Annotated in this window: 15 protein-coding genes; 4 read left to right on the forward strand and 11 right to left on the reverse strand. The window is 63.8% G+C overall.

The features are described from left to right. Nucleotides 1-2 precede the first annotated feature (2 nt). Both ABD704_RS10330 and ABD704_RS10335 read right to left on the reverse strand, forming a co-directional pair. Nucleotides 3-2,804, reverse strand: coding sequence for a M16 family metallopeptidase (locus ABD704_RS10330; protein ID WP_344699597.1), 2,802 nt, complete (start codon nucleotides 2,802-2,804; stop codon nucleotides 3-5). A 122-nt stretch (nucleotides 2,805-2,926) separates the two neighbouring features. Beyond that, complete coding sequence (locus tag ABD704_RS10335; RefSeq protein WP_344699598.1) at nucleotides 2,927-3,226, reverse strand: hypothetical protein; 300 nt, start codon at nucleotides 3,224-3,226, stop codon at nucleotides 2,927-2,929. A gap of 296 nt (nucleotides 3,227-3,522) precedes the next feature. Here ABD704_RS10335 and ABD704_RS10340 point away from each other — a divergent pair, with 296 nt between their 5' ends. Together ABD704_RS10340 and ABD704_RS10345 are read left to right on the forward strand one after the other, a co-directional pair. Beyond that, on the forward strand, nucleotides 3,523-4,149 hold the full coding sequence (locus ABD704_RS10340) for a PEPxxWA-CTERM sorting domain-containing protein (RefSeq protein ID WP_344699599.1): 627 nt from the start codon (nucleotides 3,523-3,525) through the stop codon (nucleotides 4,147-4,149). Nucleotide 4,150: 1 nt separating this feature from the next. Continuing rightward, complete coding sequence (locus tag ABD704_RS10345) at nucleotides 4,151-4,786, forward strand: L,D-transpeptidase family protein (RefSeq protein ID WP_344699600.1); 636 nt, start codon at nucleotides 4,151-4,153, stop codon at nucleotides 4,784-4,786. Between the two features lie 4 nt (nucleotides 4,787-4,790). Here ABD704_RS10345 and ABD704_RS10350 read toward each other — a convergent pair whose 3' ends face one another. The 8 genes from ABD704_RS10350 to ABD704_RS10385 all read right to left on the reverse strand — a co-directional run bounded on the left by ABD704_RS10350 (nucleotide 4,791) and on the right by ABD704_RS10385 (nucleotide 11,039). Continuing rightward, nucleotides 4,791-5,237 (reverse strand): PilZ domain-containing protein, encoded by a 447-nt coding sequence (locus ABD704_RS10350; protein ID WP_344699601.1) that lies wholly within the window; start codon nucleotides 5,235-5,237, stop codon nucleotides 4,791-4,793. 12 nt (nucleotides 5,238-5,249) lie between these two features. Then, nucleotides 5,250-6,155 carry a PilZ domain-containing protein gene (locus tag ABD704_RS10355; RefSeq protein WP_344699602.1) on the reverse strand — a complete coding sequence of 302 codons (906 nt, stop codon included), beginning with the start codon at nucleotides 6,153-6,155 and terminating at the stop codon, nucleotides 5,250-5,252. An 88-nt stretch (nucleotides 6,156-6,243) separates the two neighbouring features. Then, a complete protein-coding gene (locus ABD704_RS10360) occupies nucleotides 6,244-7,266 on the reverse strand; it encodes an alpha/beta fold hydrolase (protein ID WP_425565426.1) in 1,023 nt (340 codons plus the stop codon). 25 nt (nucleotides 7,267-7,291) lie between these two features. Then, nucleotides 7,292-8,689, reverse strand: coding sequence for an epoxide hydrolase family protein (locus ABD704_RS10365; RefSeq protein ID WP_344699603.1), 1,398 nt, complete (start codon nucleotides 8,687-8,689; stop codon nucleotides 7,292-7,294). Between the two features lie 136 nt (nucleotides 8,690-8,825). Further along, nucleotides 8,826-9,095: a hypothetical protein gene (locus ABD704_RS10370; RefSeq protein WP_344699604.1), complete on the reverse strand. Its 270-nt coding sequence runs from the start codon at nucleotides 9,093-9,095 to the stop codon at nucleotides 8,826-8,828. Nucleotides 9,096-9,123: 28 nt separating this feature from the next. Next, nucleotides 9,124-9,426, reverse strand: a complete 303-nt coding sequence (locus tag ABD704_RS10375; RefSeq protein WP_344699605.1) for a hypothetical protein — start codon at nucleotides 9,424-9,426, stop codon at nucleotides 9,124-9,126. A 62-nt stretch (nucleotides 9,427-9,488) separates the two neighbouring features. Beyond that, nucleotides 9,489-9,689 (reverse strand): hypothetical protein, encoded by a 201-nt coding sequence (locus ABD704_RS10380; protein WP_425565427.1) that lies wholly within the window; start codon nucleotides 9,687-9,689, stop codon nucleotides 9,489-9,491. Between the two features lie 150 nt (nucleotides 9,690-9,839). After that, nucleotides 9,840-11,039: a pyrophosphate--fructose-6-phosphate 1-phosphotransferase gene (locus tag ABD704_RS10385; RefSeq protein WP_344699606.1), complete on the reverse strand. Its 1,200-nt coding sequence runs from the start codon at nucleotides 11,037-11,039 to the stop codon at nucleotides 9,840-9,842. A 122-nt stretch (nucleotides 11,040-11,161) separates the two neighbouring features. On the opposite strand from ABD704_RS10385, the gene ABD704_RS10390 reads away from it, so the two are divergent. Further along, nucleotides 11,162-11,605, forward strand: a complete 444-nt coding sequence (locus ABD704_RS10390) for a hypothetical protein (protein WP_344699607.1) — start codon at nucleotides 11,162-11,164, stop codon at nucleotides 11,603-11,605. Between the two features lie 84 nt (nucleotides 11,606-11,689). Here ABD704_RS10390 and ABD704_RS10395 read toward each other — a convergent pair whose 3' ends face one another. Beyond that, nucleotides 11,690-12,478 (reverse strand): CsgG/HfaB family protein, encoded by a 789-nt coding sequence (locus ABD704_RS10395; RefSeq protein WP_344699608.1) that lies wholly within the window; start codon nucleotides 12,476-12,478, stop codon nucleotides 11,690-11,692. Nucleotides 12,479-12,612: 134 nt separating this feature from the next. On the opposite strand from ABD704_RS10395, the gene lepA reads away from it, so the two are divergent. Further along, nucleotides 12,613-14,433: a translation elongation factor 4 gene (gene lepA / locus ABD704_RS10400; protein ID WP_344699609.1), complete on the forward strand. Its 1,821-nt coding sequence runs from the start codon at nucleotides 12,613-12,615 to the stop codon at nucleotides 14,431-14,433. The last annotated feature ends 128 nt before the right edge of the window (nucleotides 14,434-14,561 follow it).

The raw sequence follows: 14,561 nt of genomic DNA on the forward strand, positions 1-14,561 counted from the left end.
GCTTAGGGCGCTTCCACCACCTCGATGGGCATGCCGAGCTTGTCGAGCTGCGGCCGGATCTTGGCCGCGTCGCCGACGACGATCCACGTGAAGCCCTTTGGGTCGAGTGCAGCGCGCGCGGCCTGGTCGAGCGAAGCGACGGTCTGCGCGCGATAACGCGCAGCGAGCGTCTCGTAATAATTATCGGGTCGCTTCAGCACATCCATGCTCATCATCGCGCTCAGCAAGGAACCGGCGGTCTCGAACTGGCCAGGCAGGCGGTTGATGTTGTTGGCGATGGTGCGGTCGCGCTCCTCCTCGGTAATACCCTTAGTCGTCAGGAACGAGACGATGTCGGCATTCATCGCGGCAAGCGCCTCGCCGGTACGATCCGCCTGAACCGGCGCCGACACGACATAAGGCACGGCATGCTCGACGACCGAGGAGTCGCCGCTGACGCCGTATGACCATCCCTTGGTCTCGCGAAGGTCCATGTTGAGGCGTGACAGGAATGTGCCGCCGAGCACGTCGTTGGCGGTATCGAACGGCACGACGTCCGCCCGCGGATCGATCGGCAGCAACTGTCCGCCGACGATACTCGACTGCGGCGAACCCGGACGGTCGATCAGCAGGATCTTCGGCGCCGTCGCGCGCGCAGGTGTGGCGATGAAGGTCTTCACACCCTTCGGCGTGGCGGGTGGGGCCCATTTGCCGAAACGGGCCTCGAGCAGAGGCTGAACTTCGGCAAGCGGCTTGTCGGACACGATGAAGATCTTCGCCGCGTCGGGACGCAGCCAGCGCTGCTCGAAGTTGACGAAGTCCGCCCGGCTGAACTTCTCGATCGCCTTGGGGTCGCCCGGCGGACCGCCGTAAGGGTGGTTGGCGCCATAAAGCACCGTCGGCAGCAGCCGGTTGGCGACGCGCGTCGGGTCCTTCTGCTCCTGCGCGATGCCGGTCAGCCACTGCGTGCGAAGCCGGGCGATGTCGTCATCGCGGAATGCCGCGTCCTTCACGACATCGTCCATCAGGTCGAGCGACGGCGCGAGGTTTGGCGTCAGCGCATTCAGCATGACGTACGACCGGTCTCCAGCATTGGTCGCGCTGACATCGGCGCCCAGCCGCTCTTCCGTCTCTGCCACTTCCTGCGAAGTCAGCTTCGACGTTCCTTCGTCGAGCAGGTCCATCGCCATCGACGCGAGCCCGCGCTGTTGAGGCGAGTCCGACGCCGACCCGGCATCGAACGACATCGAAATCTGGGTCACCGGAACCGTCGTGCGCTGCGCGTAGACGACCGGCATCCCGTTCGACAGTTGCGTATGAACGATCGGCGGGAAGTCGAGGGCGGCAAGCTGGCCGACCGGCGGGATCTGGCGATTACCCTTCACGACGCCCGCTTCCTTCGGCGCCGGCTTGACCTCGGCCGTCTTGGCTTCGTCGTAGGCAGGCCGCTCACCGGGCGCGAGCGTGATTGTCAGTGCGGGCCGCCGCAGCCATTGCTGCATCGCCGTCCGCACTGCCTCCGGCGTGATCGCGGCATAGGTAGCAAGCGTCTTCTTGTAGAAGTCGCTGTCGCCCGCGTAGACCTGTCCCTCGGCGAGCGTTTGGCCCTTGCCCGAGAAACCGCCGACCTTCTCGAGCCCGCGAATACGGCCCGACACTTCGCTCATTACCGCGCGCTGGACTTCGTCCTTCGTCGGCCCCTTTGCGATATAATCGGCCATGATCTGGTCGAGCCGCTTCGACACCTTTGCGGGATCGACGCCGGGCGTCACATAGGCGCTGACGTTGAACATGCCCGCGCGCTGAAGCGGCGACAGGCTTGCGCTGACCGCAACGGCGATCTTCTCGTTGCGCACCAGCATCTTGTCGAGGCGCGAGCTGGCAAGTCCGCCAAGCACCGACGCACCGATGTCGAGCGCGGCCAGTTGCTTGTCCAGCAAGCCCGGCACCGGCCAGTAGCGCTGGATGATTGTCATCGCGACATGGTCCTTCATCGCGACCGACACCGGCTTGGTCAGCCGGGGGACGCTTGCCATCGCCGGGTGATTGACCGGCCCAGCGGGGATCGCGCCGAAATATTTCTCGACCAGCGGCCGCGCTTGCGCCTCGGTGACGTCGCCCGCAAGCACCAGCACCGCGTTGTTGGGTCCGTAGCGGTCGCGGAACCACTGCTTCACGTCCTCAAGGCTCGCCGCGTCGAGGTCGGCCATCGAGCCGATGGTTGTGTGGTGATAGGGGTGTCCGGGCGGGAAGAGCTTTCCGAACAATTCGTACTGCACGAGCCCGCCCGGGCGGCTGTCGCCTTGGCGCTTCTCATTCTGCACGACGCCGCGCTGGTTATCGATCACGCCCTGCGTCACCGCGCCGAGCAAATGGCCCATGCGGTCGCTTTCCATGAACAGCGCGCGCTCGAGCGCCCCGGTGGGGACCGATTCAAAATAGTTGGTGCGGTCGTAGGAGGTGGTGCCGTTGTAATCCGTGGCGCCGACCTGCTGCAGATAGGTGAAATAGTCGCCCGGCAGATTCTCGCTGCCGTTGAACATCAGATGCTCGAACAGATGAGCGAAGCCGGTCTTGCCCTTGGGCTCGTCCTTCGACCCGACATTATACCAAACGGCGACCGAGACGACGGGCGCCTTATGGTCTTCATGGACGATGACAGTGAGGCCGTTCGCCAGCTTGAAGCTGGAATGCGGAATCGAGACCTGACGGACGAGGGTCGGGATCGGGACCGACTTCCCCGGTGCAAGAGTTGGGGCCGACAGGGCAGGGGCGGTCAGCGATGTCGCCGCGACCAGCAGGGCGACGCGTCCAAATCCGTGCATGTTTTGGCTTTTCTCCGGCGAAATCAGTTCCCGTGGCGACGCGAGAACTTAGCCGCGCCGCCGCTTAGCGCAACGGCGGTGCGCCTGCCGGCATGGATTTTCGATGAATGAAGCGGCCAGGCTTAGATGCAGCTGTCGATTGCCGACAGCAGACGGGTGCGCGCAGCGTCGTCGTCCGACGCGGCCTCGACACGGATCACGCGCGTCACGCCGCGATCCGCGACATCGACGTAATAAGGCGAACGCACGTTGGGCGCGCCAGCGTTGGAGAAGGTGCCGCCGCCGCTTTCCTTGGGAATGAACGACCAGGGCGTCGAAGCGCGATCCTGAGATTCGGCGAAGCAACGTATCAGCGGGTCAGCGGCCTTGGTCGTGGTCCGGATATCGCCTCCCGCAGGAGCAGCGAACGCCGGTCCAGCCATGGCTGCAATAATGGTTAAGCAAAGATGTTTTCTCGCCACCGAAATCTGCCTCCGCACGATGCAAATCCTCCCGGATCTGCTTGCCTTAACTTAAATCGAACGCCAACATGGTCAACGCTTGGTTACCCATATTGGCTGCCTTGCCTGTGCTGGTGAAGCAATTCCGCTGATTCCGCTGCTCCACATTGGGGCAGCGTTTAATCGGAAGTTGATGCGGAACCTTAATCAGTAGTTAATCGTCGTAACGCGTAGGATTGGCGCCCGCGCCGAGTTTGACCACAGGGGCGACGCAAAAGATGAAGAGCGTGAGGACGCACAGGCGAAAGGCAGTAGTCGGCCGAAAGCCGATCCTGCGCGGCCGTCGTCCGCTCGTGATGACGACTGCCGGCGCGTTATTGCTCGCTTTCGGATCCGCGCTGTCGCTGGCCACTTTCGCCCGCGTCGATCTCGCCGACGCGGCGACCGATCGCGCGAAGAGCTTCATGGAAATGCTGAGCGACCGTTCGCCGGGGGAACGCACGCAAGCGCAACTGACCAAGACAAAGCATCACCGTGTCCTCGCCGAGCGTGAGACGCCCGAGGTTCCCAAGGTGCTGTCGGCCGTCCTCGCGACGCCCGCGCCGCCGCCGATCGTGCAGGCGGCGATGGCACCGGTGCCAACTCCAGAACTGCTGGCGTTTGCGGCTCCGCCGATCGGGCTGCCGATCCTGTCGACGCCCGGCGGCAACGTCATCGTCCCTGGCGGCGGCGGTTGCTGCGGAGGCGGCACCGTGACCCCGCCGGACACACCTCCAGAGAAGCCGCCCGTGATCCCCGCAGTTCCCGAGCCGGGCACATGGCTGACCATGCTGTTCGGCTTCGGCTTCATCGGCTGGGCATCGCGCCGCACTCGGTCGCGCGCGGCCCAGTTCGCGACGAGCTAAGATGCGCTTAGAGGCAGTCCTCATCGCCGTCCTCGGCTTAGCCGGCGGCGGCGCGGCCGCAATTTCGCTGCCTCAGGCGCTGAAGCCAGCCATGCCCGTCCATGCTGCTGTTACCGCGCCCGCGCTGATGCCCGGGCGCGTTGTTGTAACGCCGGCCGATCTGCATCAGGCGATGGCCTCGGGTCTGCTCGATCGCCCGGTCAAGACAATGCTCGATGTCCGCTCCCCGCTGACCTACGGCGAGTTCCGCTGGGACGAGAAAGGCGTGCCTGCCGGCCCGACCTGGGTGCGCATCGACCTCAAATCGCAAATCATCTCCGTCTTCCGTTCAGGGCATGAAATCGGTACAGCCGTCATCCTCTACGGCGCGGAATCGAAGGAGACGCCGGTCGGCAAGTTCCCGATCCAGGCGAAGCTGAAGGACCATCATTCGGCGACATACGACCAGGCGCCGATGCCCTACACCTTGCGCCTGACCGGCGACGGCGTCTCGATCCACGGCAGCAACGTCCGCTGGGGCTATGCTACCCACGGCTGCATTGGCGTCCCACTCGCCTTCGCGGCGAAGCTCTTCAGCGTGGTGAAGGCCGGTGACGATGTCGTGATCCTTCCCGGCAAGGCGCCGGCGAAGGTGTAGGCGTTCAGTCCGGCACCATCGGCGCCGTGACCATCCAGCTCTCGATCATCTTGCGTTCGTAAGACGACAGCGGCCGGCAGGCGAGGCCGGGCCGCTTGTAGCTTGATTCCATCTTGGCCCGCGGCGCGGGGACGTAGCGAAGCACTTCCTCGGGACCCAGCGGACGCTCGAACTTCAGCCCGGCATAGCGGCCCTGGACCCAAACGACTTGGGCCGACAGCTTCAGGTCGTTGCGTTCGAACCGCGTCATCGTGCCTTCCTTCGGCAGGCAATCGCCCTCGATCAGGGCGCCATCTTCAGAGAAGTTGCGGATCTTCACCTGCTTCCGGCGGCGAAGCACCTCGACCGTTCCAGCAAGGAGAACCGGCGCGCGGTGCGAGCGGCGATCGGGCGCGGCGCCCTCGCTGCTGTCGGCTTCCGCCTGCTTCTCGAACTGATTGCTCCAATCCATCGCCTGGTTCTTCTAGTGCTTGAGGAAGCCTTCGAGCTCGTCATTGAGCTCGTTGAGCGACAAACGATCCCAGCGGTCGGGTTCGGGCGCGCCAGCGCGCATGCTCTTCAGAATATGCGACGGCGGCTGCCATTTGGACGGCGCAACGCGCGGCCGCGACTTGGCGAGCGCCGACAGGTCGAACGGCTCTTTGAAAGTCAGGCCGACCTGGTCGCCGATCGACCATGCGACGACGCCGAACACGGTGCCGGCTTCACCAAGGTCGAGCAAAGGCTCCGCGCCCGGCTCGATCTTCAGCGACGTTTCGATCGTAGCGCCCATTTGCGAAATATTGCGTAGCCTGACCGGCGTGCTTTCGTAATCGTAGTGGAGCGTACCCGACCAGATCAGCGGATGGCGGCGGTCGCTGCGCTGGTCGTCGATCGTCTCAGCGGGTTTGACCTCGTCCTGCTTTTCGCACGCCCGGTATTGAACTTCGGGGAAGTTCTGCTTGATCACTTCGCGGAGAACCTGTGCCTGCTCGTTGGCCGAGCAATCGAGGTGAGTTTCATGCGCGAATTCGAGGCCTGCGCGTCCGTCTTTCACCCACAGCACCGAACATTCGATCGTACCGTTCGGTCCCAGGTGCAGTTCCAGCCGGTCCCACGGCACCAGCTTGACGGTCGTAGAGATCATCGCGCCGCCGCCTGAAACGTTGACCAACTGGACCTCGCGCGACTTGTTCTTGTGCGTGACACGCGCGCTCTTGTCGATAACGCGATGGCGGTCTTCGCCGCGCGAGTTGATGCGATGACCCGCCTCACGCGGCATCTCCACGCTGTCCAGATTGCCGGCCTTGGCGCCCTTGGGCTTCTTGGTCCCCAAAATCGGGTCTTCTACAAGCGGCGAGCCGCCGAAAATCTTCGCACGAATATTCATGCACACACGCTCCGTGATCACGCACGGCGCTTATGGCGCAAACATCGTTACCGAATGGTGCACTATGGACGGTAAATCGCCGTGTTGGTCAGGCGTTAGCCACGTCGACGATCGCCTTCGCGAAATCGCGCGGCGCTTCCTGCGGAAGATTATGTCCGATGCCGCCCGTCACCGTCCGGTGTTCGTACCTACCCGTGAACTTCGCGCGATATACCTCGGGTGCAGGATGCGGCGCGCCATTGGCATCGCCTTCCATGGTGATTGCAGGCACGCCGATGGTCGGCGAGGTCGCAAGTCTGCTCTCGATCTCGTCGAACCGGCGCTCGCCATCTGCAAGGCCAAGCCGCCAACGGTAATTATGGATGACGACTGCGACGTGGTCCGGGTTGTCGAACGCCGCCGCCGAACGATCGAATGTGGCGTCGTCGAACCGCCATTGCGGGGATGCCAGCGTCCATATCAGCTTCGAGAAAGCGCGCCGGTTCTGCTCATAGCCGAGCCGCCCGCGCTCGGTCGCGAAGTAGAATTGATACCACCATTGCAGCTCGGCCTTCGGCGGCAGCGGCTGCTTGCCCGCGTCCTGGCTCCCGATCAGATAACCGCTGACCGCCACCAGTCCCGCTACGCGCTCCGGCCACACAGCCGCAACAATGTCCGCCGTACGCGCGCCCCAATCGAACCCACCCAGAATCGCGCGCTGCAGCTTCAATGCGTCCAGCAGCGCCACGAGATCGCTCGCCAGCGCAGCCGGCTGTCCGTTACGCATGGTCTCCGCCGATAGGAATCGCGTCGGGCCGTATCCGCGCAAATAGGGCACGATCACTCTGAACCCCTGCATTGTCAGCAGCGGCACCACCTCGTCGAAGCTGTGGATGTCGTACGGCCAGCCATGAAGCAGCACGACTGGTCGGCCGTCAGTCGGGCCGGCGTCCCCGAAAGCGACGTCGAGGTCGCCGGCTTTCACCTGTTTCAGCGCGGCCGGTAGGGCGGGGGATACAGTCACCGTTCGACCGATTGCGCCAGTGCTAACCGCCGTTGCGGCGGCGACAACGAACAGTCTTCGATCCATTGCCTGCCCCGCAATTTCGAACATTCCGACACGACGGATCACGGTACGACTGCAGCCCAAGCCTGACTCAACGCAGCGACCTGAAGCCTTCACGAACGTCTTCCGTCCAGAATTGCGGTTGCTCCCATGACGCGAAGTGGCCGCCCTTCGGATGACGCTTGTAATAGATCAGCTTCGGGAAGGCGGCTTTGGCCCAGCTCTCCGGAACCTGGTAAAGTTCCGTCGGGTTCGCGCTGATGACGACCGGGATCCTGATCCCTTGCGGCTTGAAGAATGCCAGCTTGTTTTCCCAGTAAAGCCGCGCGGACGACACGGCCGTTCCCGTCAGCCAGTAGAGCGTGATATTGTCGAGAATATCGTCGCGGGTCAGGCCTTCTTGCGTGCCGTCGAACACCCGCGCAATCAGCTCGTAACTTTCCTTGTCATGGTCGAGGATCCAGGCCGCCAGTCCGATCGGCGAATCCTCCAGCGCGTATAGCGTCTGCGGCCGAAGGGTCATTTCCTGCGCGTATCCCAGGCCCTTGCTGAAGAAGAATTTCAGCTGGTCGAGTGCATAATTCTCGTCGGGCGACAAGTTGGCCGGCGTCGGGCCGCCCTGAATGGCCGCGAAGATTTCTGGCGGCACCGCCGAAGGCATGTTCAGATGGACGCCGAGCACGTGATCGGAGTGATTGACCGCCAATTGTTCGGTGACGGGGTCTCCCCAATCGCCGCCGGACGCGACGAACTTCTTGTAGCCGAGGCGGTCCATCAGCGCCGCCCATGCCCGCGCAATGCGCACCGGCTCCCAACCAAGCTCGGTCGGCTTTCCGGAAAAGCCGTAGCCGGGCAGCGACGGGATCACGACGTCGAAAGCATCTTCCGCTTTGCCGCCGTGCGCGGTGGGATTGGTGAGCGGATCGATGATCTTGAGCTCTTCGATGATCGACCCCGGCCATCCGTGCGTGATGATGATCGGAAGGGCATTTGGCAGCTTCGACTTCACGTGGATGAAATGGATGTCGACGCCGTCGATGTTGGTAACGAACATCGGTAGCGCGTTCAGCCGCGCTTCGACCTTCCTCCAGTCATATTGGTCCGCCCAATAAGCTGCGAGCTTTTGCATGGTCGCAAGCTGCACGCCCTGCGTGTCGTCCGGCACCAGCTCCCGGGTCGGCCATCGGGTCGCGCGTACGCGTCGTTTCAGGTCGGCGAGCTCCGCGTCGGAGGCATGATATTTGAACGGCCTGATCGACGGATCGTCCGCAGGTGCGAAGCTCGCGGCTGCGCCGATGATGGCGCGCGAGCCCGCTGCTGAACTGGCATCGCTTGGTGCCGGCGCCGGGCTCAGGGTTTCCCCGCTCGGCCCGCCCGGCGAACCCGGCGCGGCGTCAGCGGCGGTCGCCGGAAGCATCAACATCAATGCGCCGACGAAAGCGGAGGAGAGAAGGTGGCGACGGACGACCGACGGACATGGCCCGGGCATAGGGGTCTCCTGTTCGATAGAGCGGGGAAGGACGCTGTAATCGGCCGCAGGAGAACGCCGTACGCAACATACTGGCGGTCGCGGAGCCATTGCTCCGCGCCGTCCGAGTCGGTCAAATCAAATTAAACTGCTTTAATTAGGCGGGCATGCCGCCTGGGCCGATGACCCTGACGCCATTGTCGGCCCACTCCTGGTCGACGTCGACTTCGAGCGATGCCCAATCGTCGCGGGTGCGGCATTGGATGGTTTCCATCCGGCTGCCGATGATCGGATCGACACGCAGGCAATAGCGCGCGTCCGCGGGCGCGCTCGGCGCAACTGACGCTGGCGCCACTTCTGGCTGCGCCCTGAGCGGCGAACTTGCGGCGACGATGCCCAAAGTGATCAGCGGAAGCTTATGGTTCATGACCTTCTCTCCTTCTTTGCGTTGTCGATCAGCGGGGCGACGCCATCGCTCCCGGGTCGGACGGCTCCTGGTTGGCGATGCGCTGCACGCTTTCGAAATCGTGCCGCTGAACCTCGCGGCGCTCTTGCCACTCGAGCACTGTGAGGCACACTTTCTCGATGGCGAGCCTGCTGCCCGTTCGCTCCACCTTTTCGCAGATGATCTTGTTAAGATCGTTCTCCGGCAGCGGCGGCGGCTTCACGGAAGCATTCGCATTTTCGATGCTGACGGTTTGCGCCGTGGCCACAATCGGCGCGCAGAGGATGATAGCCGCAAAGACGGTACGCATCATGGGCCGACTCCCTCGTTTTAGGGAGGCCCGCAATATCACGAAACGCAGCACAATGATGCAGTTTAGGACTTGCCCACGAGCTCGGCATACCAATCACGGTACGGTGAATTGCGAATGAGCCGGCGATTGAGGTCGGGGGCACCGTCGTCCCACCAAACCGACCCACGCTCCCCTAGTGCGCGCTTCGCTTCGTCGACGTCATTGCGTGCCTGCGCCAGTGCCTCCCCATCGCCACGGGCGTGCCGGATCGCACGGCGCGCCAACATTAGCTTCTTCACTAAAGCCTCGCGAGTTTCCGCCGACAGACTTGGGATGGAAGCGCGCCACAGCCGGGGCCCGGCACGGCCCTCAACAACGATGTAACGCTTGTCAGGCGTACGGGGAGGCTCGGCTGGCACCGGACCCCAACGCGCTCAGGCCTGGCCTAGCTCCCGCAGAAGGTCGGTAAACCAGCTCACGGTTGGGTCGAACGGCTTACCGCCGGCAATGCGCTCGAACTCGATCACGCGCAGCTCATCGCCGCGCTCCTCGTCCTGACCAACCACGCCGGACTCACCGCGCAGCGCCGCATCGACCGCAAGCGTGGTGCATTCCCGGATCAGCGCCAGGTCGGCGTCGTTGGGGGCCGCCGACCGCGCGAAATATCCGCTCTTCTGGACCAGCACCTTGTCGGCGCCGAGCTCGGCCGCGAATTGCTTGGCGAACCATTGGCCAGGGTTGACCTTGTCGAGTTGGACGTGGCCGAACGGGTCACGCGGCACGTCCTCGCCCGCAGCCTCCATCGCCGCGACGATCTCACTCACGCCGGCGCCTTCCGAAATGAACAGGTTCACGCCGTCCTGCGTGTCCATGATCGTGCGCAGCCGCTTCGCTTCCTCGGCGATGTCGAACGGCCGCTCGGGAACGAACACCGCATGCGCATCCCAGCGTGCGGCACTGTTCTCAAGCCATTCGGCAAAGTTCGCGCCCTTGACCCACCGGTGGTGGGCAAGCGCGGTGGCCGCGGTGAGCCAGCCACTGTGACGTCCCATGACCTCATGCACGACCAGCATGCGCGGGTTAGACGAATGTTCGGCGATGATGTTGCGCGCGTAGATCGCGCCTTGCTCGGCGGCCGTCCACGCGCCGAGTGACTGACGGATCGGAACGACATCATTGTCGATCGTCTTGGGCAGTCCGACGACCGTAAGCTGATAACCGTTGCGGCGCAGGTAGGCGGCAAGGTCGGCGGCCGTGCCGTTGGTGTCGTCGCCGCCGATCGTGTGAAGAACGTGAACGCCGTCGCGGCTCAGCTGCTCGGCGGCCACGTGCAACGGATCCTGGCCTTCCTTCACCAACCCGCGCTTCACGCAGTCCTTGACGTTCGTCAGCTTGACCCGGCTGTTCCCGATCGGGCTCCCGCCGAAGGCGTGAAGCCGACCCGCCACGGCTCGCACAGCGTCGGTTACCTCGACGCTGTCGCCGGTCAGAAGGCCGGCATATCCGTTGCGATAGGCGATGATCTGCACGTCCGGCGCGATCTCGCTGTACCGTTCGATCAATCCGCCGACGGCGGAAGACAGGCAAGGCGCCAGACCGCCCGCCGTGAGCATGGCTACTTTCGTCACTGACATGCGGCCTCTCTGCCAACTCGCCGCGTTCGCCGCCAGAGCGTCGTTCGTCTTTCTTCCGCGACTCTTGACGACAAACGCAATTCCGCTTCGAACGCGGCTTCGATCGAAGCGGCGAGAGGCCAATGAAGCTTATCTTCACCAAGCGCGGCGGAAAATATGACGACCTCGCGATCGAGCGCGAGGGGCGGCTGACCGAGACGATCAAATGCCCGAAGCAGGGCATCATCCCGCACGACATGATTCATTATGCCATCGAAAGTACGCTCGCCCATCGCGGCTTCCTCACGATGGTCGCGGAAGGAGAGGCTGCGAGCTTCACAACGACCGGCGGCGACGCCGAAGAAGCGGTCGAGCGGCTGGTCGAGAACTTCCAGGCGGAGATGTGGGGCGGGCGCGTGCCGGCGGAGGAGTTGCTCGCGAGCTACGAGTTGGCCTGCGACGCTCGCGGCCATCCGGCCGCGCCTGTGTCGGTTGCGGACGTCGAAGCGATCCGCGCGAGGCTCGACGACCTATCGGAAAAATGGGCTGCGGTGCCGCTGAACGGCTCGTTCACGGTAGAGCTCTAATTTCGACTTTGTACCGCTGACTCGCGCCGGCCAAAACAGATGGCCCCGCCATTGAGCCGAGGCCTTCGTTCCAAAGTGCAAAGCTCAGCGCGTAGGCGGTGGCGGGACGGGGGATACGCCGCCGAGCTGGGTGACCAGCTTCCTGTAGGCGTCGAGATAGGCGAGGACGATAATCTGGCCGATCTCCGTATTCTCGTAGCCGCCGCCGCCGGCGGCTGCGAAGCCGCCCCACCAGCCGGCACCGCCGCCGACAGCGAAGCTCAGGTCGCGCTTGCGGAAATAACCTTCGGTCAGCGCTTCTTCCTCGGTCGTGCGGGCGTTGACGAGCGACAGCGTAACGTTGGCTTCGCCCTTCTTGACGTTGATTCCGCCGGCCAACGACCCGACGGTGTGACCCCATCCGCCGAACAGGCCGCCGATCGCGCCGGCGGCCGCGCCGACGCTGCTCCCGCCGCTATTTTGATTGGCGGTCACGATATCCGGCTGCAGGAAATAATCCGCTGCCTTCACCTGGCCCGCGCCCATGTTGGAGCCCTTCTGCAGCTCACCCTGCTCGGCCATGGCGCGTTCCATCGCCCGGCTGCGCATCGCGCCGCCGCGGTTGACCATGGTGAAGCAGCCGGACTGCGCCACGAAAACCTTGATAATCGCTTCGGGGCTGCCGAGGTTCAGCTCGCGCCACCACTGATTGTCGGGCTCGACGATCGCCAGCGTTCCGATCCTGTGCGTGCAAACCGGTATCTGCGCCTGGCCGGCCGTCTGTTCGTTGCGGCCTGAGCTGGGCTTTGCCTGCCCGCCGCCGAGAATTCCTGCCAATGCCTGCGTGGAACTAAGCGCCAGCGCTGCGCCGGCGAGGAACGCGAACTTTGTCATGATCAAGCCCCCTTGATGGATGGCCGATGTTTATCAGGGATTTAATGGAGTCGGAAGGTGGACTTTGCGGCTGTTCCTGCGTTTTTCGCGCCATTGCTGACAGCTTCGCGCCGCCCTGCTAGCGCCCGCTTCAAATGCAGAGAATTGATCATATCCGGAATTTTTCGATCATCGCCCATATCGACCATGGGAAGTCGACGCTTGCCGACCGGCTGATCCAGGCGACCGGCGGTCTTACCGACCGCGAGATGACCGGCAACGCGCAGGTGCTCGACAACATGGACATCGAGCGCGAGCGCGGGATCACCATCAAGGCGCAGACCGTCCGCCTCGCGTGGAAGGGCTACGAGCTCAACCTGATGGACACGCCCGGCCACGTCGACTTCGCCTATGAGGTCAGCCGCAGCCTCGCCGCCTGCGAAGGCGCGCTGCTGGTCGTCGACGCCGCGCAGGGCGTGGAGGCGCAGACGCTCGCCAACGTCTACCAGTCGATCGAGCACGACCACGAGATCGTCCCCGTCATCAACAAGATCGACCTCCCCGCCGCCGACCCTGAAGGCGTGCGGCAGGAGATCGAGGAGATCATCGGCCTCGACGCCTCCGAAGCCGTCCTCGCCAGCGCAAAGACCGGCATCGGCATCGAGGAAATCCTGCAGGCGATCGTCGACAAAATCCCGCCGCCCAAGGGCGACGCCGCCGCGCCGCTGAAGGCGATGCTGGTCGACAGCTGGTACGACCCCTATCTGGGCGTCGTCATCCTCGTCCGCGTCATCGACGGCACGCTGAAGAAGGGCGCGCAGGTCAAGTTCATGGCCGCCGGCACGACGCACCTGGTCGACCGCGTCGGCTGCTTCCGCCCGAAGATCGAGCAGCTATCCGAACTTGGCCCCGGCGAAATCGGCTTCATTACCGCCCAGATCAAGGAAGTCGCCGAAACCCGCGTAGGCGATACGATCACCGATGCCAAAAGGCCGGCCGCGGCGGCTCTGCCCGGCTTCAAGGAGGTCCAGCCCGTCGTCTTCTGCGGCCTGTTCCCGGTCGACGCCAACGACTTCGAGAAGCTGCGCGACAGCCTTTACAAGCTGCGCCTCAACGATGCGTCATTCAGCTTTGAAACCGAAAGCAGCGCGGCGCTGGGCTTCGGCTTCCGCTGCGGGTTCCTCGGCCTTCTCCATCTCGAGATCATCCAGGAGCGGCTGACCCGCGAATATGACCTCGACCTCATCACCACCGCGCCGAGCGTCGTTTATCGAATGCACCTCACCCATTCGAAGAACGAGGACGCGAAGACGATCGAGCTGCACAACCCGGCGGACATGCCCGACCCCAACCGGATCGAGAGCATCGAGGAGCCGTGGATCCTGGCCACCATCTACACCCCCGACGAATATCTCGGCGGCATCCTCAAGCTGTGCCAGGACCGCCGCGGCATCCAGAAGGAGCTGACCTATGTCGGCAGCGGCAGCCACGCCCGCGCGCTGCTGAAGTACGAGCTTCCGCTCAACGAGGTGGTGTTCGATTTCTACGACCGCCTGAAGAGCATTTCGAAGGGCTATGCCAGCTTCGATTACGAGCAGATCGGGCACCGCGAGGGCGACCTCGTCAAGATGAGCATCCTGGTAAATGAAGAGCCGGTCGACGCGCTGAGCATGATCGTCCACCGCGGCACCGCGGAAGCGCGCGGCCGCGGCATGTGCGAGCGGTTGAAGGAGCTGATCCCGAGACACCTGTTCAAGATCCCGATCCAGGCGGCGATCGGCGGCAAGGTCATCGCGCGGGAAACGATCAGCGCGATGCGCAAGGACGTCACCGCCAAATGCTACGGCGGCGACGCGACCCGCAAACGCAAGCTCCTCGAGAAGCAGAAGAAGGGCAAGGCGCGGATGCGGGAATACGGCAACGTGAGCATCCCGCAGGAGGCGTTTATTGCTGCGCTGAGGATGGGGGAAGAGTAACCCGCTCGCGCTCGATATTCGCGGCCTTAGTGAAACCAACCTCCTCCGGAACGGCCCTGCATCCGCGCAAGCTGAGCCGCTGACACGGCAAAGTGCCGCATCGACTCCGCCAGGAAAGGGGGTAATCC

Origin of the sequence: Sphingomonas limnosediminicola, from assembly GCF_039537965.1 — a bacterium.
GTDB classification, from domain to species: Bacteria; Pseudomonadota; Alphaproteobacteria; order Sphingomonadales; family Sphingomonadaceae; genus Sphingomicrobium; species Sphingomicrobium limnosediminicola.